The sequence below is a fragment of the Erysipelatoclostridium sp. DFI.2.3 genome (assembly GCF_019132535.1).
Lineage (GTDB): Bacteria > Bacillota_I > Bacilli_A > Erysipelotrichales > Erysipelotrichaceae > Clostridium_AQ > Clostridium_AQ innocuum.
On record NZ_JAHOOJ010000002.1, the window covers coordinates 310,641 to 336,897 of the forward strand.

General features: G+C 33.1%; 26 protein-coding genes. 21 read left to right on the plus strand and 5 right to left on the minus strand.

Going from position 1 to position 26,257, the window contains the following annotated elements:
- Positions 1 to 24: 24 nt before the first annotated feature.
- The 4 genes from KSZ58_RS03400 to KSZ58_RS03415 all read right to left on the minus strand — a co-directional run bounded on the left by KSZ58_RS03400 (position 25) and on the right by KSZ58_RS03415 (position 5,422).
- Complete coding sequence (locus KSZ58_RS03400; protein WP_009269677.1) at positions 25 to 249, minus strand: hypothetical protein; 225 nt, start codon at positions 247 to 249, stop codon at positions 25 to 27.
- A gap of 17 nt (positions 250 to 266) precedes the next feature.
- On the minus strand, positions 267 to 3,473 hold the full coding sequence (locus tag KSZ58_RS03405) for an immunoglobulin-like domain-containing protein (protein WP_217752613.1): 3,207 nt from the start codon (positions 3,471 to 3,473) through the stop codon (positions 267 to 269).
- Between the two features lie 374 nt (positions 3,474 to 3,847).
- Positions 3,848 to 4,453, minus strand: a complete 606-nt coding sequence (locus KSZ58_RS03410; RefSeq protein WP_009269884.1) for a recombinase family protein — start codon at positions 4,451 to 4,453, stop codon at positions 3,848 to 3,850.
- Between the two features lie 348 nt (positions 4,454 to 4,801).
- Positions 4,802 to 5,422, minus strand: a complete 621-nt coding sequence (locus tag KSZ58_RS03415; protein WP_106651977.1) for a helix-turn-helix domain-containing protein — start codon at positions 5,420 to 5,422, stop codon at positions 4,802 to 4,804.
- Positions 5,423 to 5,955: 533 nt separating this feature from the next.
- Between KSZ58_RS03415 and KSZ58_RS03420 the strand changes: the two genes are divergently transcribed.
- From KSZ58_RS03420 to KSZ58_RS03430, 3 genes are all read left to right on the plus strand, one after another.
- On the plus strand, positions 5,956 to 7,098 hold the full coding sequence (locus tag KSZ58_RS03420; protein WP_009269882.1) for an XRE family transcriptional regulator: 1,143 nt from the start codon (positions 5,956 to 5,958) through the stop codon (positions 7,096 to 7,098).
- On the plus strand, positions 7,091 to 7,297 hold the full coding sequence (locus tag KSZ58_RS03425; RefSeq protein ID WP_002341493.1) for an excisionase: 207 nt from the start codon (positions 7,091 to 7,093) through the stop codon (positions 7,295 to 7,297). Before KSZ58_RS03420 ends, KSZ58_RS03425 begins: the two co-directional genes overlap by 8 nt.
- A gap of 78 nt (positions 7,298 to 7,375) precedes the next feature.
- Positions 7,376 to 8,569, plus strand: a complete 1,194-nt coding sequence (locus KSZ58_RS03430; RefSeq protein WP_009269881.1) for a site-specific integrase — start codon at positions 7,376 to 7,378, stop codon at positions 8,567 to 8,569.
- 146 nt (positions 8,570 to 8,715) lie between these two features.
- On the opposite strand, the gene KSZ58_RS03435 is transcribed toward KSZ58_RS03430, so the two are convergent.
- Entirely contained in the window at positions 8,716 to 9,681 is a 966-nt protein-coding gene (locus tag KSZ58_RS03435; RefSeq protein ID WP_009269880.1) for a restriction endonuclease, read from the minus strand.
- A gap of 141 nt (positions 9,682 to 9,822) precedes the next feature.
- Between KSZ58_RS03435 and KSZ58_RS22510 the strand changes: the two genes are divergently transcribed.
- From KSZ58_RS22510 to KSZ58_RS03520, 18 genes are all read left to right on the plus strand, one after another.
- Positions 9,823 to 10,068 (plus strand): hypothetical protein, encoded by a 246-nt coding sequence (locus KSZ58_RS22510; RefSeq protein WP_207636107.1) that lies wholly within the window; start codon positions 9,823 to 9,825, stop codon positions 10,066 to 10,068.
- A 27-nt stretch (positions 10,069 to 10,095) separates the two neighbouring features.
- Complete coding sequence (locus tag KSZ58_RS22515) at positions 10,096 to 10,323, plus strand: ImmA/IrrE family metallo-endopeptidase (protein WP_207636106.1); 228 nt, start codon at positions 10,096 to 10,098, stop codon at positions 10,321 to 10,323.
- A 118-nt stretch (positions 10,324 to 10,441) separates the two neighbouring features.
- Positions 10,442 to 10,882: a hypothetical protein gene (locus KSZ58_RS03445; RefSeq protein WP_224727395.1), complete on the plus strand. Its 441-nt coding sequence runs from the start codon at positions 10,442 to 10,444 to the stop codon at positions 10,880 to 10,882.
- 155 nt (positions 10,883 to 11,037) lie between these two features.
- A complete protein-coding gene (locus KSZ58_RS03450) occupies positions 11,038 to 11,334 on the plus strand; it encodes a transposase (RefSeq protein WP_009269878.1) in 297 nt (98 codons plus the stop codon).
- 204 nt (positions 11,335 to 11,538) lie between these two features.
- On the plus strand, positions 11,539 to 11,778 hold the full coding sequence (locus KSZ58_RS03455) for a hypothetical protein (RefSeq protein ID WP_009269877.1): 240 nt from the start codon (positions 11,539 to 11,541) through the stop codon (positions 11,776 to 11,778).
- 567 nt (positions 11,779 to 12,345) lie between these two features.
- Positions 12,346 to 14,241 carry a nucleoside-diphosphate sugar epimerase/dehydratase gene (locus KSZ58_RS03460; protein WP_022300559.1) on the plus strand — a complete coding sequence of 632 codons (1,896 nt, stop codon included), beginning with the start codon at positions 12,346 to 12,348 and terminating at the stop codon, positions 14,239 to 14,241.
- A 227-nt stretch (positions 14,242 to 14,468) separates the two neighbouring features.
- On the plus strand, positions 14,469 to 15,101 hold the full coding sequence (loaP, locus tag KSZ58_RS03465; protein ID WP_224727398.1) for an antiterminator LoaP: 633 nt from the start codon (positions 14,469 to 14,471) through the stop codon (positions 15,099 to 15,101).
- Between the two features lie 33 nt (positions 15,102 to 15,134).
- On the plus strand, positions 15,135 to 16,361 hold the full coding sequence (locus tag KSZ58_RS03470) for a DegT/DnrJ/EryC1/StrS aminotransferase family protein (protein WP_009269875.1): 1,227 nt from the start codon (positions 15,135 to 15,137) through the stop codon (positions 16,359 to 16,361).
- Complete coding sequence (locus KSZ58_RS03475; protein WP_002606174.1) at positions 16,361 to 16,960, plus strand: sugar transferase; 600 nt, start codon at positions 16,361 to 16,363, stop codon at positions 16,958 to 16,960. Before KSZ58_RS03470 ends, KSZ58_RS03475 begins: the two co-directional genes overlap by 1 nt.
- A 15-nt stretch (positions 16,961 to 16,975) precedes the next feature.
- Positions 16,976 to 17,602 carry an acetyltransferase gene (locus KSZ58_RS03480; protein WP_009269874.1) on the plus strand — a complete coding sequence of 209 codons (627 nt, stop codon included), beginning with the start codon at positions 16,976 to 16,978 and terminating at the stop codon, positions 17,600 to 17,602.
- Positions 17,603 to 17,615: 13 nt separating this feature from the next.
- Complete coding sequence (locus KSZ58_RS03485) at positions 17,616 to 18,767, plus strand: glycosyltransferase family 4 protein (RefSeq protein WP_009269873.1); 1,152 nt, start codon at positions 17,616 to 17,618, stop codon at positions 18,765 to 18,767.
- Positions 18,751 to 19,578, plus strand: a complete 828-nt coding sequence (locus tag KSZ58_RS03490; protein ID WP_002606171.1) for a glycosyltransferase — start codon at positions 18,751 to 18,753, stop codon at positions 19,576 to 19,578. Before KSZ58_RS03485 ends, KSZ58_RS03490 begins: the two co-directional genes overlap by 17 nt.
- Entirely contained in the window at positions 19,571 to 20,692 is a 1,122-nt protein-coding gene (locus tag KSZ58_RS03495) for a membrane protein (protein WP_009269872.1), read from the plus strand. The genes KSZ58_RS03490 and KSZ58_RS03495 overlap by 8 nt, the downstream gene beginning before the upstream one ends.
- A 12-nt stretch (positions 20,693 to 20,704) precedes the next feature.
- A complete protein-coding gene (locus KSZ58_RS03500; RefSeq protein WP_009269871.1) occupies positions 20,705 to 21,853 on the plus strand; it encodes a glycosyltransferase in 1,149 nt (382 codons plus the stop codon).
- Positions 21,846 to 22,748 carry a glycosyltransferase family A protein gene (locus tag KSZ58_RS03505; protein WP_009269870.1) on the plus strand — a complete coding sequence of 301 codons (903 nt, stop codon included), beginning with the start codon at positions 21,846 to 21,848 and terminating at the stop codon, positions 22,746 to 22,748. Before KSZ58_RS03500 ends, KSZ58_RS03505 begins: the two co-directional genes overlap by 8 nt.
- Complete coding sequence (locus KSZ58_RS03510) at positions 22,741 to 23,694, plus strand: glycosyltransferase (RefSeq protein WP_009269869.1); 954 nt, start codon at positions 22,741 to 22,743, stop codon at positions 23,692 to 23,694. The genes KSZ58_RS03505 and KSZ58_RS03510 overlap by 8 nt, the downstream gene beginning before the upstream one ends.
- Before the next feature lie 9 nt (positions 23,695 to 23,703).
- A complete protein-coding gene (gene glf / locus KSZ58_RS03515) occupies positions 23,704 to 24,804 on the plus strand; it encodes a UDP-galactopyranose mutase (RefSeq protein ID WP_009269868.1) in 1,101 nt (366 codons plus the stop codon).
- A complete protein-coding gene (locus tag KSZ58_RS03520; RefSeq protein WP_009269867.1) occupies positions 24,797 to 26,251 on the plus strand; it encodes a flippase in 1,455 nt (484 codons plus the stop codon). The genes glf and KSZ58_RS03520 overlap by 8 nt, the downstream gene beginning before the upstream one ends.
- Positions 26,252 to 26,257 lie beyond the last annotated feature (6 nt).

Sequence of the window (26,257 nt, forward strand, 5' to 3'; positions counted from 1 at the left end):
TATTGTATATCTTTTCCTGCAAGCCTAATTATATCTGCTGTTCCTGCGATATTTCATCATAAGAGACTGATAGACAGCTCCGTTATCACGAAAAACATAGTCACAAAATTCTTGAAGCTGTTCTTTGGAATAGAGGTCAAACGGAAGTTCAAATAGTTTCTTTTCTACTGTATTCTTGATGTAGGGTAAATCTGAAATATAAGAACACTCCGTTTCAATCTTCATGTCCTCAAAAATATCTCTGTCCATAAAATTCCCCGCAGTCTTTATCTGCTTTTGCGTGATTTCCTTACTGTGAATACGCCAGCCAGCAGACCAAGAGATACGAACATGAGCGCAAGCCATGTTGTCATATTCGTGCTGTCACCAGTTTTAGGGCTGTTAGACGTTGTCTGTTTATCTGTACTTGCTGGTTTCTTATCCGTATCCGTTGCAGACGGTTTCTTGTTATCATCTATTGTTGGCTTTTGTGTGTCTTTTCCCTTGACAGTAACAGTGATTGTTTTTGTAGAAGAAGCTCCTTTACTATCTGTAACTTTGTATATTACTGTATATGTTCCTGCTTTTGAAGTATCTACATCATTGCTTAATACTTCCACTTTTTCTGTAATATCGCCATCCTCTTTATCCGAAGCGGTAACACCATCTAATGGATTGAATGTATCGCCAACTGTCAATGTCTTATCACTTGCATTGATTGTTGGAATTGCGTTTAATTCTTCCATAGGAATCGGGCATACTATACTTTCCCCATTAACAACCTCATAATGATTGGTATCATCTGGTGTAAATGTCCATTTATATGCTTTTCCTGATTCTACTGTTTGATTTCCATCTTCCCATGTGAATGTTCCTGCAACGGTTTCTCCAATCTTATTTTTCATTGTTCCGCTCAGTTGAACTTCCAATAAGGATTTTCCGCTTTCAATGACATCAAATACAGGATTTCCTGTCGGTTTACCCTTAACAATACTATAACGGCGTGATACATAGCTATAAGTCTTTGTATCTTTGTTGTAACCATTTATCACAAATGAATATACTCCTAATTCTTTAGGTGCAATTTTTTCTAAAGCCTCTTTTGTTAGTTGGTCATTTGTAACTTGTTCTATGTATGAACCGGCAAACTTTGTATCTTCAGCTACTGCATGGAAATGAACCGTGAATTTTGTAATCGTGTTACTTGTATTCTTTCCTTTTGTATATAAAGTTGTCAAGTCTTTTGTGGTAGGCACTACTCCTTGTCCTGTATATTCATAAACCTGTTCTTCAAAGATTTTTAATGGTTCACTTTCCCCTTCAAGATACATGTCTACTTCGTTCATTCCTTCTTCATAACAAGCAACAAATAATGTGATTGTATCTCCTTGTTGCCAATTTGTCCCTATTGTAGTGAAACGATAGTTTGGATTCTTTAGTTTCATTTCTACACGAATACTATGAGGATTTCCATTTTCATCAACAGTTGGATGAATTGGTAAAGTATCAGTAGTAATTTTGTTATTACTAACATCATTTACATAGGTATATTCCACATCGCCGTCTGCTCCCATACCAGGGTTAAGCGTAATCTTTGGCTTAGAAGTATCTGCTTCATAACCGGATTCTCCTTGTTTCTCTTTTACCGGATAGAATCCTAAAATATCACTGATTTTAGGCGCTGTTCCGTCTTCATTTAATGAATATACAATATATGGTCGACCGTCTTCTGTTTCATCTGGTGAACCATAGATAATTCTCATAGGAGTTACTTCTACATTGACCGTGAAAGTTGCTGTGCCACCGCTTGCCGTGCTCGCTTTAGCTGTTAAGGTGGTTTTACCTGCATTGACAGTTTTTATTTCTCCGTTTTTGACTTTCGCAACAGATTCATCTGCGGAAGTCCATTCGGAAAGCGTAACTCCTGAAACTGTCGGAAGTTCCTTAGTAGAGCCATATTCCATGGAAATGCTTTGGTCTTTCAGTTCAATCCACTTTGCGTAGTAGTACGTATTGTAGTTCAATTTTTCTATTGAATCTCCGTTCAATTCTTTATTTTCATACCATCCATCAAAGGCATATCCACTTCTGTCTGCTATGAGTTTACCTTCTTCATTTACTGTCTCTGGTCGGATATGTCCACCATTTAGACTCACTATATATCTCTCTTCAGCTTTAATATTTTTTTCTGCATCACTTGGTATACTAATAACATTAGTATCTACACTGAAATCTACTTTACTTTGAGAATTTGTGGTTTTATCTGTTAAAACCTCATGAACATCTATATTGTCCATTTGAATAGGAGAGACATCTGTATTTTTCAACTTTGGTATAGTTGTCTTTGCACCTTTTAAATTTGCAGTAGTTCCCTGTATGTTAACATCTATCTTAACATCTGATATTACAGGTGTGAGACCAATTGAATTAGAGCGATAATCCTCAAAAATCAAATAACTCCAAGCGTGATGAGTAATATTTACGGTACTGTCTTTGATAACAACATCTTTTATTACTGTATCCATTCCAATGCCAGGCATCAACATTCCTGTATAAGCAAATGGTGTCATTTCACAGTCAGTGACTGTTACATTTTCAAGCATACCTGTTAATATTTCACTAGCAATAAACCCACCTTTCCAAGCACCTCTTTCGCTCTTGTACGTAGAATTACTAATAGTGATATTTCTATGCATCCCTTTAATACACGCTGCAAATATTCCCGAGTATTTAGCAGCTGAGCTAATTCCTGTTATACAACTATTATCTACTGTGATATTTTCAACCAACATACTGTCTTTTTTTGTTGCGTACGATTGTCCATACAAAGCTCCTGCCCCATCTGCATGAATTGTAAAGCCTTCTAATTTAAGATTATAGATATGAGCATTATCTCCTGGTGCAGCAAATAAACCATTATACCAATAGCCAGCAGGTCGTTCTATTTTTATATTTTTTACAGCATAATCATCACCATTAAAGTCCCCTTGAAATTGGTCACCACTAAAATAAGAAGTTTTATTGTTATGGCCTATTGGAGTCCATCCCCAGCCATTGTTATAGAAAGCACCATTTTCTTGATAATCTTCATCTGTGAAAACGATATCGTTTACTAATTTGAAATAACCTGTAATTGTAGTCACATTTCCTTCTGTATGGGTATGTGTACGAACTTTATCTAATTCTGCTGTAGTAGAAATCAAATGTGGATTATCTTTTGAACACTGATTACATTCCTCCCATACTTCTCTATCGGTCAATCCATATTTAGAATGTTGGCTATCGCCTACATTCTCTTCTGTTTTTGTGTTCAAATCATCTTTGCTCGTTGTGTCTGTATCTTTAGTACCGTCTGTCATTGTATCAGCTTCATCTGATATATCTTCTGTATTATAAGCTACATTTTCCTGTGCGAAAGCAAGATTAGACTGTACACCAAAGCCCATACATAAAACAAGAACGCAGGCAAGTATGCGTTTTAATTTTTGCTTCATCTTATTTCTCTCCTTTTTGATTTTTCATATTTATGGAAGTTTTAAACCAGATAGGACAAATCCTGTACTTCCATGAGCTGGTGTTTCTCTGGCTTGCACTTCCGATTTCTCATTATGAGAAATTCTTGTTTTGCCGTTATCTCGTTTTCTCCCCCCCTTTTCAATGTAGTTTAGGATATTCACATTAGGATAAAAGGATTAAAATGTCAGAAGTGTGCATGGCACAAAAAGCAGACTTTTTGGACCAAAATGCAGACTTTTTGTGCCGTGTGTGTTATCATTTAGTATAGGATAGTTTTGGATAAAAATAGCTGTTTTACACTTAAATCAGTACAAAAAAACAAAGTTTAGAAGTGGTGTAGAAAGTCTACTTTTTATGCCTTTTCATGTTGGTAACGGACTATCCACCTCGCAAACGTAGTGTGGTGAGTGTTTAGTCGACGTCCACCCTCGCGCATACTAATTTCTCCAATTTCCCACAGTTGGTAAATTTCTTCGAATTGCTCTGGAAAATCATGTTTTGGTCGTCCAAATTGCACACCTTTTTCCTTTGCGATACGTATTCCTTCTGCCTGTCTTTGTTTTGTGTTTTCTCTTTCTATCTGCGCTACATAGGAAAGTATCTGCAATACCAAATCTGCTATAAATTTTCCTGTAACGCCATTCACTTGATTTCTGGTATCAAGCAAAGGAAAATCCAGTACAATCATATCAATGTCTTTTACTCTTGTTAGATAACGCCATTGTTCTAGTATTTCATCATAATCACGTCCCAGACGGTCTATGGACTTAATGTAAAGCTCATCGCCTGCTTTCAGCTTTCTTATCAGCCTTTGATAATTCTTGCGTATAAAATCCTTTCCTGATTGTTTATCAATATACATCTGTTTCTTTGTCAGTCCAACTTCCTGCATGGCTTCCACCTGCCTTGCGATATTCTGGTCTTTGCTTGAAACTCGGATATATGCGTATTTCGCCATATTAAATTCCTCCTTTGTCTATTATCCACAAAGAAGATTATAATCAAGGTATTACTCTAAAAGATGAATGAAAGGCAAAGGACAGCGTGCAGACTTACAAAAAATGCACGCTGTTAAAAATCTATTCTACAATCTTCCAGTTACTATCCTTATGTAGCACAAGCTCAAACTGCGATACCTGCATTGCCTTCGTCTGATTTACCATAAATCACATTTTATCCCTTTCTTTCTCTTGATTAACCAGCACAGAAAAGAAAAAGCCCTGTCAAGAGCTTGCCACCATTGGTGGTGCTTTGCACTCTTGATCGGGCTTTTTGTTTGCTGTATCTTCTCACAAGAGGAAAAAGATTACTCGTCCTCATCATCAAAATGGTTATTCCTTAATACTTCCCGTAACAGTTCTATATCTTCTTTTGAGTTGGGATTTATCCGTTTCACGAATTGAAAAGGTGTTTTATACTTATGTCCCTCTATGCTTTCCCCAAACATATCCATGCTGTATAAATCGTCATATCGGTCTAACAATCTTTGAAACTTCAAATGCTGGATAAATTCTTTGATTGGGTAAAGGTCGTCTGCCTGTATGTTATTTCCGTTGATGTAGTCGGTAATATATTCCCGTAACTTTTCTAACTCATATTCCAGCCATTCTTCCTCACTGTCAAAAAAGTTGTCATAATGCCCGTGTTTCAGTTCTGTATTTAGGAGTTCTTCAGCTCTTAGAAACTGACAGACTTCCTTTTCAGCCTGATTGATATATTTCCATTCCCCCGACAACAGTTCATTTGGTGTTACGTCCAACACTTCCATTATCTTTTCCAACGTATCATAGGCAGGATAATTCAACCCTCTTTCAATCTTGGAAAGGCTCTGCATATTGATACCGATTTTGTCCGCAAGCTCCTGCTGTTTCATTCCTCTGTATTTTCTGATGGTCTGTATGTTGTTTCCCAAAAAATTTATTTTCACTGCATAACCCTCCGTAACTCTGTATATCTTCTTATTTCGTTTCCGTTATAAGTCTATCATGCTTAATATGGTTTGTAAAGACAAAAAAAGATATTGACAAATAAGCATACAAGAATTATCATGCGTTTGCAAATGATTAAGCACAACAGAATGAAATATAAAACCATTTAAAAAGTAAATCCTATCTGATTAAACCCGTAGATATGAATATCGGTTGATATGGCATGGTTAGAAAAGGAAAAACAGGGTTTGCAGACAAAGCATTGCAGGACTGCTGGCGTGCGCCAGCAACAACGCCATGACGGCTCTGCCGTCAAAGGACGGAAATGCTTTGTCTGCTGGCGAACCTGCGAGCCTTGAATATGCCCCCGTTATCTAACAGGGGGGCACTATTTCACAAAAGACAAGTCAAAAACCATACAATCCCAAAGTTGTGAGTAGTAATGAGAAGTTTTAAGAAGATAGTGCATATCACACTTTTTGAATAGAGGTTTACAGGTATTTCAAGGCTATTGTGGGATTGGAGGAATACAATGAACAATTTAGAATTTGCACTTGAAATGAAGAACAAACGTCTTGCAAGCGGTCTTTCACAAGGAGAACTTGCAAGTCTTACCCATGTATCAAGATATAGTATCAACCGCTTTGAGAACGGAAAAGCCAACGCCAGCAAGGAAACACAAAATATTATCCTGCGTTGTCTGAATTATTATATCTGCGATAAGCCTTTTTATCTGCTCGTTGATTATCTGTCTGTCCGTTTTCCAACGACTGACGCATTGGAAATTATCCGAAAGGTGCTTGGCATGAAAGCAGATTATTTTATCCATTATGACTATGGGTATTATGGCTATAAAGAGCATTACGCCTACGGAGAAATCAAGGTCATGGCTTCTGATGACGAACACATGGGCGTATTCTTGGAATTAAAAGGGGCAGGCTCACGCAACATGGAATATGTCTTGCAGGCACAGAACAGAGATTGGTATTCATTTTTAAACCGCTGTCTTGACTGTGGCGGTGTTATCCGACGTTTTGACTTGGCAATCAATGATATGTGTGGTCTGTTGGATATTCCCGTTTTGTCTGAAAAATACAGAAATGGCGGTGCGGATTGTCGCTGTAAAAATTATGAAAATGTGCAGGGTGGAAAACTAAGCGGAAAAAACCGTAATTTAGCAAGTACCCTTTATATCGGTTCAAAGGCAAGCACAAAATACTTCTGCCTGTATGAAAAACAAGAGGAACAGGCAACGAAAAAGAAACATACCGATATTATCAACCGTTTTGAAATTCGCCTGCGTGATAAAAAGGCAGTACAGGCAGTTGAGGAACTGTTATTGACGTATAACCCTCATGGGCTGGTGTTTTACCTCATTACTGATTTTGTGGAATTTCCCGACTATCCGTTGTGGGAGATATTCATTGCCCATGACAGTTCACCTTTTGAAATGAACCCTGTACCTGTCAATATGGAACGCACTCTGCAATGGCTGGAAAGACAGGTCATGCCGTCTATTGTGATGATTGAGGAAATCGACAGGCTGACAGGCTCAAACTACATGAAAATGATTGATGAATGTACCCACCTTTCCGAAAAGCAGGAAATGATTGTGGAACAGATGTGTACGGATATAGCAGACGTAATCGAAAGTGAGGGGGTGTTTTATGAGTAATGCACAGGATATTCCCGTATGGGAAAAATACACCCTTACCATTGAAGAAGCGTCAAAGTATTTCCGTATCGGAGAAAACAAGTTAAGACGATTGGCAGAGGAAAACAAGGACGCTGGCTGGCTCATTATGAATGGCAACCGCATACAGATTAAACGCCGACAGTTTGAACAGGTCATTGATAAATTGGACGCTATCTAATGCAAATGAGCCTTGTATGTGTTATGATGAATACAAGTCATATCAAGGCTCTTTCCAACAAGGAAAGGAGCAGACACCATGAAAGAAAAAAGACGGGATAACAAAGGTCGTATCCTGCATACTGGAGAGAGCCAACGAACAGACGGAAAATACTTATATAAATATGTAGACGCATTTGGAAACACAAAATATGTGTATGCTTGGAGATTGACACCCACAGACCCGACACCAAAGGGAAAACGGGAAAAACCCTCACTTCGAGAACTGGAACAGCAGATAAGACGGGATATTGAGGACGGTATCGACAGCACTGGCAAGAAAATGACGCTTTGCCAACTCTATGCCAAACAGAACGCACAGAGGGCAAATGTGAAGAAAAGCACACAGAAACAACGGGAACAACTCATGCGGTTATTGAAAGAGGACAAGTTAGGTGCTAGGAGCATTGATACAATCAAACCCTCTGACGCTAAGGAATGGGCGTTACGCATGAAAGACAAAGGCTTTTCCTACAATACCATTAACAACCATAAACGCTCGTTAAAAGCGTCATTCTATATCGCCATACAGGACGATTGTGTGAGGAAGAACCCTTTTGATTTCAAGTTAAGTGAAGTCCTAGAAAATGATACGAAAGAGAAAGTCGCATTGACAGAGGAACAGGAACAAGCCTTACTGTCATTCATCAAGACAGACAATGTGTATCATAAGTATTATGATGATGTACTGATACTGTTGAAAACGGGACTTCGCATTTCTGAATTATGTGGGCTGACAATGGCGGACATTGATTTTGCGAATGAGGTTGTAGTAATAGACCACCAGCTATTGAAAAGCAAGGAACAAGGCTATTACATTGAAACACCTAAGACCAAAAGCGGAGTAAGGAACGTGCCATTGAGCAAGGAAACGATACAAGCATTTCACAGAGTGATTAAGAAACGCTCAAAGATAAGGTCAATGGAGATAGACGGACACAAAGATTTCTTGTTTATCAATTCCAAAGGCAAGCCAAAGGTGGCGATTGATTACACAACGCTATTTGTCCGTATGGTAAAGAAATACAACAAGCACCACAAGGACAGGCTCTTGCCACATATCACACCGCATACGCTACGCCATACATTCTGCACAAGACTGGCAAGCAAGAACATGAACCCAAAAGATTTACAGTATATCATGGGGCATTCAAATATCAGTATCACAATGAACTGGTATGCTCATGCGTCCATAGATACCGCAAAATCAGAGGTTCAGCGTCTAATTGCATAGAAGTATTTACCACGATTTTAACCACGCTTGATAGTGAAAATATAAGAAGATAGACCTAGATATGTGAGGTTTACCACAAAAGCAAAATGCCCGTAGAGCCTATAAAATAAGGCTTTGCGGACATTTAAGAAGATATAAAAAGATAGTCAAAAAGACATATATAATTTTATCCAATTACATAACGAAGCATCTAAATCAGGTGTTATTAAAAAGGTATGTGGATTGTTATTTTGTGAACTGTTTAAGACATTCTTGATTTTCTCGCATTCATTTATACAACCGATGAGTGGTTTCTCTAATAGCCAATCACATGTTATAGAAAATGCAGATAGAATTTTGATTTTATTAAGATATACTTCAGGCATTTTAATCAAATTATCATAATGATTGATCTGCATATGAAAATAATAATACTTGATCTCTCCACCTTTAAGTACACTATCGATCTTTGAAGGAGTAAGCATCGCCATGTTTTTTTCATATTTTTTTATCTCAAGCGAGCAATCAACACTTTTTAATGATGAGTTACATACAGTAACTGTTATTTTTATAATGTCATTTATCCTTAATCGTTCCTTTTTTAACTCTCTCCAGCTTTGCTCTTTCATAATCCTACTATTTAAAAAAGAAAGCTGATTTTGTAAGGCTAAATCTGTATATGTACATTTTTTGAAGGAAGGAAAATATATTTCGATATTTAAAACATCTTGATACTTTAGAATTAACTCTTCTAAGACTTCATTCTCATATACTATAATTGTTGCTTCCTGACTTTCAGCAAATTGTGCTATTTTCCTTTTTGCATTTGTGTTAATCTCACTATAAGAGAAAATTAAAATATCTTTGATATTGCTTACAGTACTCATAACTAAAGTAGGTGCCAGCACTTTTAAATCTAATTTCTTTTTGTAACATTTACATTCTGCCCATTTTTCATTAGAATGAAGACCTTTTGATACAAAATCTTTATTACCATCCCAGGATTTTTTTGTTTGTTCCCATATGACGTTGGGATACATACATGCAAGAAGCTCTTTAACGAGATCTTCAAATAAATTTCCATTAAAACTTCCATTTTCTTTAAATGCATTCCAATCAGTTAAATATTTCATCTCTCACCTTATAAAGATAATCCTATATTATCCTTCATGGATAGGGAAGGGGTGAATGGGCTTTGTTAAAGACCATGTATCTATAACTTATTTTTACAAAAGTAAGAAAAAATTTATAAAATAAGTTTGAGGTGTTAAACATTGAGAAAGAAAAGAAAGTGCAGAGCTATATGTGTATCTGATAAATTAAGGCAAGAAAACAATTATTTTAAATATTTTTCTGATTCGAACGAAATTGAAAGGTTTGCAGGCGAAGTACGCCATCAATTTGAATTGTTGGATTATCAGATACCAATTGCGCATATTCTTGATAAAGTTGGGTTTAAGATATATAAAGAAAACCTATCAGCGAATATTTCTGGATTTATTGGTGTAAGTGATTCCTAAATAGAGGCACGAGGGTGTAAAAGAATCGTGTTAATTAATGCATATGAAAATCGTGGACACCAGCGTTTTACAATGGCCCATGAATTTGGACATTACATATTTGAGTATGATGGGAAGTCAGATTTTACGGATGAATATAGTTTGGATAAGGAAAGGCTTACTAGTGAAACGGAAATAAGAGTAAATAGATTTGCTACGGCTTTGTTAATGCCAAAAGATATTTTTACTGACAAATATAGACTTTTTCACTTTTAGGATATAAAAAAGAAGCGATTGTTAATGAACTATCGGATATTTTTGATGTTTCTGAAACTTTTATTTTAAAAAGAATCAGAGAATTGGGGTTAGAGGAAGAATCAAATGAAAAGACGATTTGGAATTTACTAAAAAACTTCAGATTTGCGGAATAATGAAGTTGATCCCTACGAATTTAATAGAAGAAAAGAATATCAAAGAAAGAAATGAAGAATATACGATATTTGTAGAATATAGGGATTATTTTACAAAATCATTTTCATTCAAAACTAGGAGTAAGAAAATTTCTGTAATCATTTTTTTAGGTATTCTGATAGTTGTGGCACTTGCACATTGTATCTCAATTGCAGTCGTGGTAAATAGAGGATTTGATGTGACTACTTTAGTAGTTTTTATCAGTGCTTCAGTATCCTTGATTACTGTATTATTGGTTATTCCAACAAAAATAATAGAGTTTATCTTTAATCGTGATGAAGAAAAATATTCTGTTGAAATAATACACAATATTCAAGACTATGACAAAAAAGTAAGGGATGATTTCAAAGCGTTAGTTTCATAGATAAATAGACATATCAATAGAGAAGCTTGTGAATTAGGGAGGTTGCTGAAAAAGTCTTAAGAAGATTGATGTAAAAATCAGTTCTCTTTTTATATATGTAAATACGCGAACATAGGCATTAGAATGGTATAATATAGGTGCAAAAAAAGGTGAGTATGATGTTAGGAAAAGTAGAACAAGAGAGTATGACTATAAGCCCATATAGCGAATTGTTTGATATATTGATTGAAAAAGATGATTTCTGGAGAGTACTGAATGAGATGGTTGATTTTGGATTTATATATGATGTAGTAGTGAAGGAAAAATATAGTAATTCCATGGGAAGACCTGTAGAAAATCCAATCGTCATGGTTAAATATATTTTACTAAAATCTAAATTTAAGTTGTCTGATCGGGATTTGATCGCACATACAAGAACGGATATGCTTTTACAAATATTTTTTAGGATATAATCCAGAAGAAGTTAATTTTATAAATCCCAGTTTATTATCTAAATTTCGCCATATGCGACTAAAGGATGCAAATCTATTAGAAGTATTGATTTCAACAACCATAGATATTGCTCTGAAGGCTGGAGTTATGGAAGCCAAGGTAAATCTGATACTGGATTCTACACATACCAATGCAAGTATCAACATATCTCACCTAGAGAAGAATTGATAAAAAGAGCAAGAGAACTGCATAAAGCAGTATATGCGGTCGCTCCGGATGAGAAAGAAAAAATGCCGAAGAAGCGTGAATCTAGTGGCTTATTGGAAGACGAAATAGAATACTGCAATGAACTGAGCGAAGTAATTGATGCGGATTCAAGGATGGAAGTAATTGAAACGTTAAGGGAACAAAATAATTATCTGAAAGAAGGAGTAGCAGATACACAGATAGAGATAGAGTATTAAGGGATCAAGACGCAAAGGTTGGTCATAAGATAACAGATACAACCTTCTTTGGCTATAAGACACATATCGCAATGACACAAGATCTAATCATATACGATAATTTAAATATTTCTTTTTTGTATGTTCGAAGATAATGGTGGATCTTTTAAGAATTAAGACTTATGTGAGCAACGAGTGAAATTTGGTGCATGATGTTGAGTTATGCAGCATTAATAGATAATTCTCTAAAGGCTTTGTAATACACTTGCATGGTACTTCTATCTGTAATGGATAAAGCTGTCTGAAAATGAAATAATCCTCTATAAGGAGATATTCGTTATATTTGTGGAAAAGCTAACGGTCATCATGATATTAGAAAAAGTTGAAAGCTATTCTTTAGGATGTAAATCATTTTTTCTTATATGGTAGATATGAGATACTTGAAAATCCATAAATTCTGGTATAAATAACATTTCATTATTGATATATAAGTTAAATATAAGGTATATTTACTCTTGTTTTTTAAAATTAGATTTTATTAAATTTAGTTGTATGGTAGAATAGGATAGGTGTGAAGGAGTGGCTGTAATGATTGAGAAAATATTTAACAACAGTCTATATAAGAATCATAGAGAGATGATGCTGTGTTTTTTTGATTTATGCATCGTATTTGTATCGTTTCTATTGGCTTATTGGATTAAAATAGAATTTAGAATACCAAATTTTGAAAAAATCTATATAAGGGACTTTGCGCTGGCAATGCTTTCAGTTTTATTAATATACATGAGTTGCTTTATGTTGTTTAAAATTCACAAAAGCTTATGGAAGTATGTCGGGCCTATTGAAACTTTGAGAATTGGTTTGGCTGTTGTTTTATCTACTGTCGTATTGTTTGCTTTGGCGATCATATTTGAATTAGATAGAACTTTTCTTAGTGTTATAGTTACTGGGGGACTCTTAACAGCTTTGTTGATGTTTAATGTACGAGTTTGTTATAGATTATATAGAAGAATGACATATAAGGTTACGAATAAAACTGAGAAAGCTATCATTATTGGAGCTGGTGATGCCGGTTATGTTCTAGTAAAGGAATTGGCGCAAAATGATAATTTCAATGTCAGTGTCATAGGCTTTGTTGATGATAAGAAAATCAATAATGAAATATCAGGATATAGGGTTTTGGGAGATACATATGATATTCCAGAGATTGTGCAGAAGTATGATGTGAAAATTGCATTTATTGCTATGCCGAGTGCTGATAAGGATACAGTGAGAAGAATTTATGACCTGTGTCAGTCTGCAAAGCTGGAAACGAAAATTATGAAAGAAGGAGACAATTTACTTGTCAATGAGTTAAATTCACCTAAAAAGTATCCGGTTCAGGATATAAGCATTGAGGATTTACTTGGTCGGGGTGAAATAAAGCTAGAACAAAACGAAATCAAAAGTTACTTAACAGATAAGGTTGTTGTAGTAACGGGAGCCGGTGGATCCATAGGATCTGAGCTATGCCGACAAATTGTGAAGTTTAAACCGAAGCAGCTAATGATGGTTGATATTAATGAGAATTCTTTATATATGCTTGAACAGGAATTTAATAGAAATCGCACACATGGAATATTGAATAAAACAATTGAAATTATTTCATTAATTGCATCAATAAGAGAGTTTAAAGCAATCAATGGTATATTTAAGGAATATAATCCGGATGTTGTCTTTCATGCAGCTGCACACAAACATGTTCCGTTAATGGAAACGCGTCCTATGGAAGCTATCAAGAACAATGTATTCGGAACAAATAATGTGATTAATGCATGTATTAAGAATAACGTATCTAGATTCATTATGATTAGTACGGATAAGGCAGTTAATCCAACCAATGTCATGGGAGCAACAAAACGAATGACAGAAATGATTTTGCAAGCAAATGGTGATAATGGCGTGACTAAGATGGCTGCCGTTCGGTTCGGAAATGTTTTGGGATCGAATGGTTCCGTAATCCCAATTTTTAAGCAGCAGATTACGGAAGGCGGTCCTGTCACGATAACAGATAAAAATATCATACGTTACTTTATGACAATTCCTGAAGCAGCGCAGCTTGTATTGCAGGCTGGTTTCTATGCAGATAAAGGCGAAATCTTTGTTCTTGATATGGGAGAACCAGTGAAAATTTTGGATTTAGCTGAAAAAATGATTCGATTGTCAGGTTTCAAACCTTATAAGGATATTGATATTATTGAAATTGGGTTACGTCCTGGAGAGAAGATGTTTGAGGAATTAAAGCTTGATGGAGAAACAACAACAAGAACAAAAAATAATTTGATATTTAAAAACAATGTCATGGCAATAACCAAAGAAGATATTACAGACAGGTTGGTCAAACTTGAAGAAATATTAAATGATGTCGAGCATCGTAATGATATTAAAAACAGGTTGCTGAGCTTAATCATAACAGATCAGGATCAAAGCGTTTTTATGAAATAATAGCAAAGGTATATCACGTTTTGTTGATATATCTTTTTTTTCAAAATCTGCCAATCATCATCAGATTATCGTGTGAATTCATAAAATAAGTTTGTCATTCAGAGCTGAAATGAATTAAGAATGGTTGCAATATAGTTACTTTTGTAGTATTATGTTTCTAGTTAAAATGCAAAGTGCTAAATTCATTTTAACAAAGGATAATAGACAGTTATTCAAAGTTGAAAATAATGCTTAGGGATGGATCGTTGCTATGTCACGTTCATCACGAATGTATGGTCATAGATGTTATAAAGTCAAACCTGAAAAGAAGTTTGATGGGTGAAGCCTACCCTATTGGAGGTAACAGCATGAAATGGTATGTTGGACAGGTCAGAAGCGGTCACGAAAGAAAGATCGTAGAGAAATGCCGGACTATGATTTCAAAGGATGTTTTACAGGATTGCTTTATACCAGAGTATATCCGAAAAAAGAAATATATGGGGAGCTGGCATGATGTAAAGGATATCCTGTTCAAAGGTTATATCTTCATGATAACGGATCAGATTGATCAATTAAATATAGAGCTTAAAAAAATACCTGATTTCGTGAAGGTCATCGGTAAGAAAAAAGCAGATATATTTCCTTTAAATGAAGAGGAAGTTGCTTTCATGAAATCATTTGGAAAAGAAAATCATGTTGTAGAGATGTCTACAGGCTTCATACAGGGAGAGCAAATATTTATAACAGAAGGACCATTGCAGGGGAAAGAAGGACAAATCATAAGAATAGATCGGCATAAGCGGGTCGCCTATCTTCAACTCAGCATGTTCAACAAAGAAACCACAACAAAAGTCGGATTAGAGATCATAAGCAAGTGCTGAAAAGGGACTTGCTTTTATTTTGGAGGGATAGATTTGGAGAAATTCAAGGATAAAATATGGCTGTCAAGCCCCACTATGCATGGAGAAGAATTAAAATATATTACAGAAGCCTATAAAACAAATTGGATGTCTACAGTGGGTAAAAACATTAATGAAATAGAAAGAATGATTTGCGAAAAAGTAGGATGCAAATATGCTGTTGCTTTAGCATCCGGGACATCCTCTTTACATATGGCAGTTAAACTAGCTGGAGTAAAACCTGGAGATAAAGTGTTTTGTACAGATATGACATTTGGTGCTACTGTCAATCCAGTAGTCTATGAAGGTGGGATACCAGTATTTATAGATACGGAATATGATACATGGAATATGGATCCGATTGCTTTAGAGAAAGCGTTTGAATTATATCCGGAGGTAAAAATTGTTGTCTTGGTCCACCTATATGGAACCCCAGGTAAAATCGATGAAATCAAAGCAGTTTGTAAAAAGCATAATGTCATTATCATAGAAGATGCAGCCGAGTCTTTAGGAGCAAGATATAAAGGTGTACAGACAGGAACATTTGGGAATTACAATGCAATATCATTTAATGGCAATAAGATCATAACTGGATCCTCAGGTGGGATGTTTCTGACTGACGATAAAGAAGCGACTGAGAAAGTTAGAAAATGGTCTACACAATCAAGAGAAAATGCACCTTGGTATCAGCATGAAGAATTGGGATACAATTACCGGATGTCAAACGTCATTGCAGGTGTGGTAAGAGGACAAATTCCACACTTAGAGGAGCATATCGCACAGAAAAAGGCTATTTATGAAAGATATAGAAAAGGGTTAAAAGACCTGCCAGTAAAAATGAATCCTTATGATGAAGAGAATAGTGAGCCAAACTTCTGGTTATCTTGTTTAATTATCGATAAGGAAGCAATGTGTAAACAGGTAAGAAGTGAACAAGAGGCACTATTTATTAGTGAAGCAGGCAAAACTTGTCCAACAGAGATATTAGAAGAATTGACAAAATACAATGCAGAAGGCAGACCAATTTGGAAACCGATGCACATGCAGCCAGTGTTTAGAATGAATCCTTTCATTACAAGAGAAGGAATCGGAAGAGCAAGAACGAATGCGTATCTCGAAGGCAGTACATTAGATGCAGGTATGGATATTTTTGATAGAGGATTATGTCTACCTTCTGATAATAAGATGACAATAGAAGAGCAAGGCCAAATCATAGAAATCATTAAGGGGTGCTTTAAATAATGTACAGATTATTTTTTAAGAGATTTCTTGATTTCACATTGTCCTTAATAGCAATAATCTTGTTGAGTCCAATTTACTTGATTGTAGCCATACTTGTAAGAGTGAAATTGGGAAGTCCTGTTATATTCAAACAGAAAAGACCAGGCAAGGATGAAAAGATATTCAAGATGTACAAGTTTCGAAGCATGACGAGTGAAACTGATGGGGAGGGAAATCTTCTGCCAGATGAAGTTAGGTTAACTTCATTTGGAAAGAAACTTCGTTCAACGTCACTTGATGAACTTCCAGAGCTCTTTAATATTTTAAAAGGAGATATGAGTATTATCGGTCCTAGACCTCTATTGGTCCATTACTTACCACTTTATAATGGATTTCAAAAACAAAGACATGATGTAAGACCAGGTTTAACTGGACTTGCGCAAGTGAGTGGACGCAATGCAATTTCTTGGGAAGAGAAATTTGAAAAAGATGTAGAATACACGAAAGAGTATTCTTTTTTATTGGATATGAAGATATTATTTATGACTGTGAAAACGGTTTTTAAGAAAGAAGGAATTAGTAGCGATACCTCTTCGACAATGGAGGAGTTTAAAGGATGATTAATAGGTGATGATATGAACAATATTATAATTGTAGGTGCTTCTGGATTTGGTAGAGAAGTAGCATGGCTTATTGAAAATTCAGATAACTGGAATGTTAAAGGTTTTGTAGATGATAATAAGGATTTGGAAAACAAAAGTGTGAATGATTATCCTGTTTTAGGAACAATAGATTTTTTGCTTAATGCAAATGAGAAAACCAATGTAGTAGTAGCTATTGGAAATCCTCAAATCAGAAAAAAAATAGTTGAAAGACTTCAATCCAATAAGAATATTTCATTTCCTAATATAGTTGATAAAGATGTCATTATAGATAGAACCATCACGTTAGGTTTTGGAAATATTATTTGTAAAGGGAATATTCTAACTACAAATATAGAAATAGGGAATTTTAATCATATTAATTTGAGTTGTACAATTGGGCACGATGTGCAGTTTCATGATTATATAACAGTTTATCCTGGAGTGAATATTTCAGGGAATGTAATAATGAATGATTGTGTGGAGGTTGGAACGGGAACCAAAATCATACAAGGGAAAAAAATAGTTGAAGAGACGGTGATAGGTGCTGGTTCTGTAGTTGTAAAAGACATAGTTGAAAATGGCACTTATATAGGAGTTCCAGCAAAACAAATGAAGTAAGATAGGAGAAAGTATGAAAAGAGTATTAATGACTGCGACTGTTCCATCGATGATTGGACAGTTTAACATGGATAATATCAAATTACTACAAGAACTAGGATACACAGTAGATGTTGCCTGCAATTTTGATGATTATTCAGTTTGGAATAGAGAAAGAATAAAAAAATTCGAAAGTGAATTAAAGGAATTAAAGATTAAAAAAATTAATATTAGTTTTTCGAGAAGTCCTAAAAATATAAAAAACATAATAAATTCTTATAAACAAATAAAGCAGTTATTAAATGATAAGAATTATTCTCTAGTTCATACACATACACCTATCTCAAGCTTTATAACACGTTTAGCTTATAAAAAAAGTAATATATACGGAACTTGCAAAATGATTTACACAGCACATGGTTTTCACTTTTTTAAAGGGAATGCTTCAGTTAAAAATTTTATTTTTAGAAACATTGAAAAAATTGGCGCAAAATATACAAATGTACTGATTACAATTAACAAAGAAGACTATATTGCTGCAAAGAAATTTAAATTAAAGAAAAGCGGTACTGTTGAATATGTACCAGGTGTTGGAATTGATATAGATAAAATTAATTTAATTAAAGAAAATAAGATACAATTATGTGAAGAGTTGAATATTCCAAAGGATGCAATCTTAATACTTTCAGTTGGAGAGCTTAATGCTAATAAAAATCACAAGATTGTAATAGAAATATTACCAGAGTTACCCAATAATGTGCATTATCTAATGTGCGGTGATGGTCAGTTGAAAGAGCAACATGAGCGATTAGCCAAGAAATTACATGTATCAGACAGATTACATTTTCTTGGATATAGAAAAGATGTAATTAAGATAATGAAGTCATGTGATATTTTTGTATTTCCTTCAAAAAGAGAAGGGTTGTCAGTAGCCTTAATGGAAGCAATGGCATGTGGATTACCTTGTGTCGTTTCCAAAATAAGAGGAAATGAAGATTTAATAGAAAATGAAAAAGGAGGATACTGTGTGGATTTAGAAAACGAAAAATTTAATATTTATATAAATAAAATATTAGAGTTAGGCCTTTCTAAATCCATGTCTGCTTTTAATTATAATAAAGTTTCAAATTATTCTATAAAGAAAGTGAATTTGAAAATGAGGGAAATTTATGAGAGAAATGAATAAAGAACCTTTGATTTCTGTAATTATGGGTGTGTATAATGATCAGAGATTTTTAAAAGAAGCAATAGAATCTATTCTTTGTCAAACCTATAAGAATTTTGAATTTATTATATGTAATGATTGTTCTGCGGATCAAAGCACTAAGATATTAGAGAAATATAAAAAAATTGATAATAGAATAACAATTATAAATAATAAAAAAAACATGGGGCTAGCAGCCTCACTTAATAGGTGCATAGATATATCTAAAGGTGATTATATTGCAAGAATGGATAGTGATGATAGGGCTTTATCAGATAGATTTTCTATTCAAGTAGAGTATTTAAATGAGCATCCAGAAACTAGTGTGATTGGTACTAATGTATACTATATAGATAACTCATCAAATAGGTATTCAAAGACTGAATTTCCTCATATGAAAAGTATTTCATTAAAAGAAGCGGTTAAGCAAACTTCCCTTATTCATCCTTCTGTGATGATGAGAAAAGAAGCGATACTTAATGTGAATAAATATACAGTAACTGAATTAACATGTCGTGCTGAAGATTATGATTTATGGTGTAAAATGAAAGAAGAAAGAATGGTATTGGAGATTATTGGTGATTATCTTTTAGAATATAGAGAAGATGAAAGTGGAATAAAAAAAAGAAAATATGTATATAGAATTCAAGAGGCGAAACTAAAATTTTATTGGATGAAGCGTACAGGAATGACAAAGTACTTATTTATTTATGCACTGAAACCATTAATTATTGGAATGATTCCAAAAAAGGTTTATAAAAAATTACATAAAAGGAGAGTTATAGATGTCTAATATTCTTTTTATAGTATGCATTACATTACCGATTTTATGTATAGGTAGTGGGTGTTATCTTCTTATACAAGAACAAAAAAAACGAGATCTTTTATCTATTGTATTGATTTCAATTGGCTTAGCTTTCATTGCTTTTTATACATTGCCTAATGTATCGGATGATTTACAGAGACATTTTGATGTCATGAGAAATTATCAAAATCATTCAATTATGGTAATATTTTATTCAGGATATTCATTCGTATATTTGAATAACTTAATAATGTATATCATTGCACAAACTAATATATTAGGCTTATACCAAGCGATTTTTACATTTGTCGGATATTTCTTTTTATTTAAGCTAATACTAATGATTTATGATGATTTAGATATACAAAACAAAAATATATTGATAGGAATGTTTTTATTTATATTTTGCATGTCTTTTTATAAAACTTATATCTTAGCAATAAGGAATTATTTTTGTTTTATCACTGGCGCATATTACTGTTATGCGTTAAAAACAGAGAGAATACGAGTTCATCACTACTTGATTGTAGTTTTATTATTAGCACTTATTCATCCAGTATCATTGGTTCTTGTAATCCCTTTATTCGTAGATAGGATAAAAAATAGAAAAATTCAGTTCGTTTTATTTGCAGGTATTCTTTTTCATTATCCAATTTTAAAGTTACTTTTGAGTTTATGTCCGAAAGATGCATTTATCTATCTTAAGATACAGCCATATTTAAATGGAACGATACAGCCGTATAATATGAATTATATGATATTATATATGCTTCTTGCTCTCTTTGCTTCTTTTATAATTATACTAATGCATAAACAGGAGTCTAATACAATTAAGTATTTAATTCTATATACAATATTAGCGTTATCAACGTTCTATCAATTTGATCTGATTAGAAGATTTATGTACTTGGTGCCTTTGTTTATGATAGAACCTTTATTTATTTTATTATCAGAAAAAAAGATTAATAATTATTTTGAATTTAAGAAATTTAAAATTAAACTAACACATATTTTATCTATAATTATGTTATTTTTGTCAATTGCTTCTATATTAGCGACATATGCAAATATCATAGCATATGGCTGGTATTGGATATTTTAGGGGAGGCTTTTAATGAAAAAGAAAATATTATTTAGCATAACTAATTTAATTGGTGGTGGTGCAGAGAAAATACTTCTTGATACAGTGAAAGCAATGGATAAAACGAAATATGATGTGTATGTTTTTTCTTTGTTAAATGAGGGAATATATATAGAAGAAATAAAAAAATATGCAACATATTTTTTTGCTTTTGATTTAGAAGCGTATCCAGAGCGATTGAGAAATTATATTCGCTTTCTTTTTTTAAGATATATTAAATTTTCAAAAAAAGAAAAATTATACAAGAAATATGTTCAGGGAGAATATGATTATGAAATAGCATTTTTAGAAGGACCAGTAACTAAGATAATTGCCGGTTCTAAGTCAAGGACTCCCAAATATGCATGGGTTCATGTTGATTTAATAAATCTGCCTGATAGCAATAAATACTATAGAAGTAAAGAAGAAGCGAAAGAATGTTATAATTTTTACAATAAGATATTATGCGTTTCATCTGATGTGAAAACTTCTTTTTTAAAAATATACGATGTGGATGAAGAAAAAGTGCAAGTTCAACTAAATGTGCTAGATACTAATAAGATACTAAATTCTATAAAAAATGTTACAGAATATAAGAGGCAGAATCCATTAAATCTTATTACTGTGGGAAGACTTAGTCCACAAAAAGGATATGATCGACTTTTAAAGTGTTGTGTTAGATTAAAAGAAGATAAATTGACATTTAAATTAAAAATTGTAGGAACCGGACTCTTGAAGGATACTTATCAAAAATTTATTGATGATAATAAACTAAATGATTGTGTTGAATTAACTGGATTTATTGATAATCCATATCCATTATTAAAAAAAGCAGATTTATTTGTATGTTCTTCATTAACTGAAGGATTTAGCACAGTGGTTTCTGAAGCTATTTTTTTAGGTACACCTGTACTTACGACAGATTGTGCAGGAATGAAAGATATTTTAGGAGACAGTGAATTCGGTCTAATTGTAGAGAATAATGAGAATGGACTATATGAAGGTTTAAAGCAATTACTTATGGATAAGGATAAATTAAATGAATTGAGAGAAAAAGCAGTAGAAAGAAGTCCTTTTTTTGATTTACAAGCACGTTTATATGAGTTTGACTGTTTATTTGAAAAAGGTAATGAATATGAGTGATATTAAAATAACAATTATGACACCTACGTATAATCGTTCTAGTTTCTTGCCTAAATTATATGAGACTTTAACAAAGCAAACAGTTGATTTAACGATGATGGAATGGATTATAGTAGATGACGGATCAACAGATGATACAGAAGATATAGTTCATAAGCTGAAAGAAAAGAGTCCATTTGGAATTAATTATATAAAATCAACAAATAGAGGAAAACATCATGCAGTTAATATGGGAATAGAAAATGCGACAGGAGAATTTTTCTTTATAGTTGATTCAGATGATACTTTACCAGAAAATTCAATAGAAAGAATTATCTTTTGGTTTACTACTCTAAAAAGTGAACAAGAAAAGTTTGCAGGTATTGGAGGCTTGAAATCTTATGAATTTAGTGGAGATGTAGGAGAATCGTTTGAAGGAGAATATTTGGACTGTTCTTCGATAGAAAGAAGAGAAAAGAATATAAAAGGAGATAAAGCTGAGGTTTTTTATACAGATGTAATAAAGAAGTATAGATTTCCGGAATTTAGTGGTGAAAAATTTCTAAGTGAATGTGTCTTATGGAATGAAATAGCAAGAGACGGATATAAAATAAGATGGTTTAATGAACCCATTTATCGATGTGAGTATTTGGATTCAGGCTTAACTAGAAATATCTATCATCATTTGGCTAAATCGCCGAAAGGTTTTTTACTATATACAATAGAACTTATGCAGTATGAAGCTAGATCAGAACTTAAAAGGATGTATTATGCAGGAGCATATCATGTTTTAGTAGAAAATATAAAGCTAAGTGTATTATCTAAAAAACTAAAAATTTCTGTCTTAAAAATTGTAGTAGGCTCCTACATATTTAGGATAGTTCAAAAAAGAAAGGGAAGGCGAATAAATGAATAAAAAAGTCTGTGTATTATTATGTACATATAATCGTAAAAAATGTTTAGAAAAAGTTTTAAATGCATTAAGTAATCAAACCCATCAAATATCAGGGATTGTAGTCGTTGATAATCATTCAACTGATGGGACTTTATGTCATTTAAATGCTTTAGGCTTAAACTTACATGAAAAGATTAATGAGGTACAAATCACTAATTTAAATAATATCAAATTTTATTATTATTTAAATGAAAAAAATGAAGGAGGGGCAGGCGGATTTAAAAAAGCCTTTGAAATAGGATTAAAGTATGACTATGACTATTATTGGGTAATGGATGATGATGTATTACCAGAAGTAAATTGCTTAGAAATTTTGCTTGAGGGAATGGATGAAAATCATAAAGTGTGCATCCCAAACAGAACTTGTGAAAATTTTAAAGATAATGCTGTTATAAAAATGAATTTTGACAATTTCTTTAAACGTGTAGAAGATAAACAAGTTATTTCAGATTTTACCGGAAAAGAAAAAATAGAAGTTGTGGATTTTGCGTTTGAAGGACCATTGTTTAATTCTGAAATTTTGTCGGAAATTGGTCTACCAGATGATAAATATTTTTTACTCTTTGATGATAGTGACTACGCATATCGCTGTACAAAGATAACAAAGATATATTTTATGGTTAATGCAAAATTAAATAGGCAACTACCATTGCCCAATATAAGTGAACCAATTTATTGGAAACAATACTATATGTTGAGGAATTCATTTGTATTTGATATGAAATATGGGAAGAATTTCATTTTTAAACGATTACGCCCAATGTATTTTTGTTTGTTTTCATATTTAAGAGCAATTTCAAAATGGTCTTTGCCTAGAATTAGATATACCAAAAAAGCATATCATGATGCTAGGCATAATTTATTAGGAAAACAGGTTGAACCTGGAGAAAAGTTCGATGGAAAGTGAGTGAATTGAATGTATGATTATTTGATAGTAGGTGCAGGTCTATTTGGTTCTATTTTTGCATATGAAGCAAAAAAAAGGGGAAAAAATTGTCTTGTAATTGACAAAAGACCTCATATTGGCGGAAATATTTACACTAAAGAAGTGGAAGGTATTAATGTTCATGAATATGGGGCGCATATATTCCATACATCTAATCACGAGGTCTGGAAATATATTCAGCAATTTGCTACGTTTAACAGATATACCAACTCTCCTATTGCTAGATATAAAGATGAAATTTACAACATGCCTTTTAATATGAATACGTTTAATAAGCTTTGGGGAGTCATTACCCCAGAGCAAGCAAAGAAAAAAATTGAGCAACAAATTAAAGAATCAGGTATCACAGATCCTAAAAATCTAGAGGAGCAGGCTATTTCATTAGTAGGAAGAGACATATACGAAAAATTAGTAAAAGGATATACACAAAAACAATGGGGAAGAAGATGTGATGAACTACCTTCCTTCATTATTAAAAGATTACCTGTGAGATTTACATACGATAATAACTATTTTAATGATTTATATCAAGGTATACCAATCGGCGGATATACACAGATTATTGAAAAAATGCTTGAGGGGATTGATATACGATTGAATTGTAATTATTTTTCTAACAGAAAAGAACTAGAAACGATTGCTAATAAAATAGTTTTCACTGGTATGATTGATCAATATTATGATTATTGCTTTGGTGAATTAGAATATCGTAGTCTTAGATTTGAAACAGAAGTATTAGAAATGGAGAATTATCAAGGTAATGCTGTGGTAAATTATAATGAATATGAAATACCATATACTAGAATTATAGAACACAAGCATTTTGAGTACGGGGAAACAAGAAAAACAGTAATAACAAGAGAGTATCCAGCAACTTGGAAAATAGGTGATGAACCATATTATCCGATGAATGATGAAAAAAATAATTATTTATATGAAAAATATAAAGCACTTGCAGACAAAGAAAATAAAGTTATTTTTGGAGGAAGATTGGGAATGTACAAGTATTATGATATGCATCATATCATAAGTGAAGCCTTAGACATGGTAGGAAAAGAATTTAATGAATAAAATACAATCTGTCAAAAAGAACTTTGTAATGAATTTCATTTTGACTGCAGCAAATTTTATATTTCCTATTGTAACATTTCCCTATGTTTCTAGAATTCTATTAGCTGAGGGAACTGGTAAAGTAGCATTTGCAACATCGATTGCAAGTTACTTTTCTATGGTTGCTGCTTTAGGAATTCCAACATACGGCATACGTGCATGTGCAAGAATACGCGATGATAAAGACAAACTAAATAAAACAGTACAAGAGCTTCTTATTATTCATATGAGTGCGACTAGTATAGCGTTAGTGTTTTATTTTATTAGTATCTTTATGGTGCCAGAATTATATAAAGAGAAAACTTTAATGCTAATAAACTCTTTGTCAATTCTTTTAAATGTTTTTGGGGTTAATTGGTTATATCAAGCCCTGGAGCAGTATAGCTATATAACTTACCGCTCTATATTTTTTAAAATTATGTCCATCATATTAATGTTTTTCTTTATTCATCAAAAAAGCGACTATATTATGTATGGTGGAATTACGATTTTTGCAAATGCAGGATCTAATATAATGAATTTTGTTAGATTACGTAAACTAATTAGTTTTAAAAAGGTTGAAAGTTATAATTTTCTAGTGCATATAAGACCGATTTTGGTTTTCTTTGCTCAGTCTGTTGCAATTACAGTCTATACAAATCTCGATACTGTCATGCTTGGTTTTATGCAATCTGATGTAGAGGTCGGGTACTATAATGCTGCAATAAAAATTAAGACAATATTGTTAAGTTTGGTTACATCTTTAGGAACGGTTTTATTACCTAGATTATCTTATTGTATTCAAAGAAATGATAAAATACAGTTTCAAAACTTAATTTCTAAGAGTATTCGATTTGTTTTTATAGTAGCATTACCGCTAACTATTTTCTTTATTTTATTTGCAAAAGAAACGTTGATTGTTTTATCTGGAGAAGATTTTATAGGCGCAACACTAGCAATGCAAATAATTACTCCTACGATTCTTTTAATAGGATTATCCAACATCACAGGTATTCAAATATTAACTCCTTTAGGAAAAGAAAAGTTTGTTGTATATTCAGTAATGATGGGAGCTATTCTAGACTTAATTGTTAATTATATATGTATCCCTAAATTTGGGGCAGCAGGAGCTTCTTTAGGGACACTGATTGCTGAATTTTCTGTTTTGGTTGTGCAAATTGTGTATACTTCCAAACAGTTATATGCAGTTAAGAGTAGTTTGCATATTTCTAAAATTATTATTTCATGTGTGTTTGCAACAGTGGTTGTACTTTCTATAAATGCATTTATCAATTTCTCTGTCTTCTTCAGTCTATTTGTATATGCAAGTTTATACTTTGGAAGCTATGTTATTTGCTTGATTCTATTGAAAGAAGAGTTTGTGATCGACTACATATATAAAGGTTATTTCGCATTAAAAAGGAGGTGAACGTTG

Coding starts and splice junctions, on each gene's coding strand:
- KSZ58_RS03450 (WP_009269878.1), top strand. CDS start 11,038: ATGATGTTAGGAAAAGTAGAACAAGAGAGTATGACTATAAGCCCATAT.
- KSZ58_RS03495 (WP_009269872.1), top strand. CDS start 19,571: ATGTCTAATATTCTTTTTATAGTATGCATTACATTACCGATTTTATGT.
- KSZ58_RS03475 (WP_002606174.1), top strand. CDS start 16,361: ATGTACAGATTATTTTTTAAGAGATTTCTTGATTTCACATTGTCCTTA.
- KSZ58_RS03480 (WP_009269874.1), top strand. CDS start 16,976: ATGAACAATATTATAATTGTAGGTGCTTCTGGATTTGGTAGAGAAGTA.
- KSZ58_RS03500 (WP_009269871.1), top strand. CDS start 20,705: ATGAAAAAGAAAATATTATTTAGCATAACTAATTTAATTGGTGGTGGT.
- KSZ58_RS03425 (WP_002341493.1), top strand. CDS start 7,091: ATGAGTAATGCACAGGATATTCCCGTATGGGAAAAATACACCCTTACC.
- KSZ58_RS03485 (WP_009269873.1), top strand. CDS start 17,616: ATGAAAAGAGTATTAATGACTGCGACTGTTCCATCGATGATTGGACAG.
- KSZ58_RS03520 (WP_009269867.1), top strand. CDS start 24,797: ATGAATAAAATACAATCTGTCAAAAAGAACTTTGTAATGAATTTCATT.
- KSZ58_RS03405 (WP_217752613.1), bottom strand. CDS start 3,473: ATGAAGCAAAAATTAAAACGCATACTTGCCTGCGTTCTTGTTTTATGT.
- glf (WP_009269868.1), top strand. CDS start 23,704: ATGTATGATTATTTGATAGTAGGTGCAGGTCTATTTGGTTCTATTTTT.
- KSZ58_RS03410 (WP_009269884.1), bottom strand. CDS start 4,453: ATGGCGAAATACGCATATATCCGAGTTTCAAGCAAAGACCAGAATATC.
- KSZ58_RS03420 (WP_009269882.1), top strand. CDS start 5,956: ATGAACAATTTAGAATTTGCACTTGAAATGAAGAACAAACGTCTTGCA.
- KSZ58_RS03510 (WP_009269869.1), top strand. CDS start 22,741: ATGAATAAAAAAGTCTGTGTATTATTATGTACATATAATCGTAAAAAA.
- KSZ58_RS03435 (WP_009269880.1), bottom strand. CDS start 9,681: ATGAAATATTTAACTGATTGGAATGCATTTAAAGAAAATGGAAGTTTT.
- loaP (WP_224727398.1), top strand. CDS start 14,469: ATGCTTAGGGATGGATCGTTGCTATGTCACGTTCATCACGAATGTATG.
- KSZ58_RS03430 (WP_009269881.1), top strand. CDS start 7,376: ATGAAAGAAAAAAGACGGGATAACAAAGGTCGTATCCTGCATACTGGA.
- KSZ58_RS03400 (WP_009269677.1), bottom strand. CDS start 249: ATGGACAGAGATATTTTTGAGGACATGAAGATTGAAACGGAGTGTTCT.
- KSZ58_RS03505 (WP_009269870.1), top strand. CDS start 21,846: ATGAGTGATATTAAAATAACAATTATGACACCTACGTATAATCGTTCT.
- KSZ58_RS03460 (WP_022300559.1), top strand. CDS start 12,346: ATGATTGAGAAAATATTTAACAACAGTCTATATAAGAATCATAGAGAG.
- KSZ58_RS03490 (WP_002606171.1), top strand. CDS start 18,751: ATGAGAGAAATGAATAAAGAACCTTTGATTTCTGTAATTATGGGTGTG.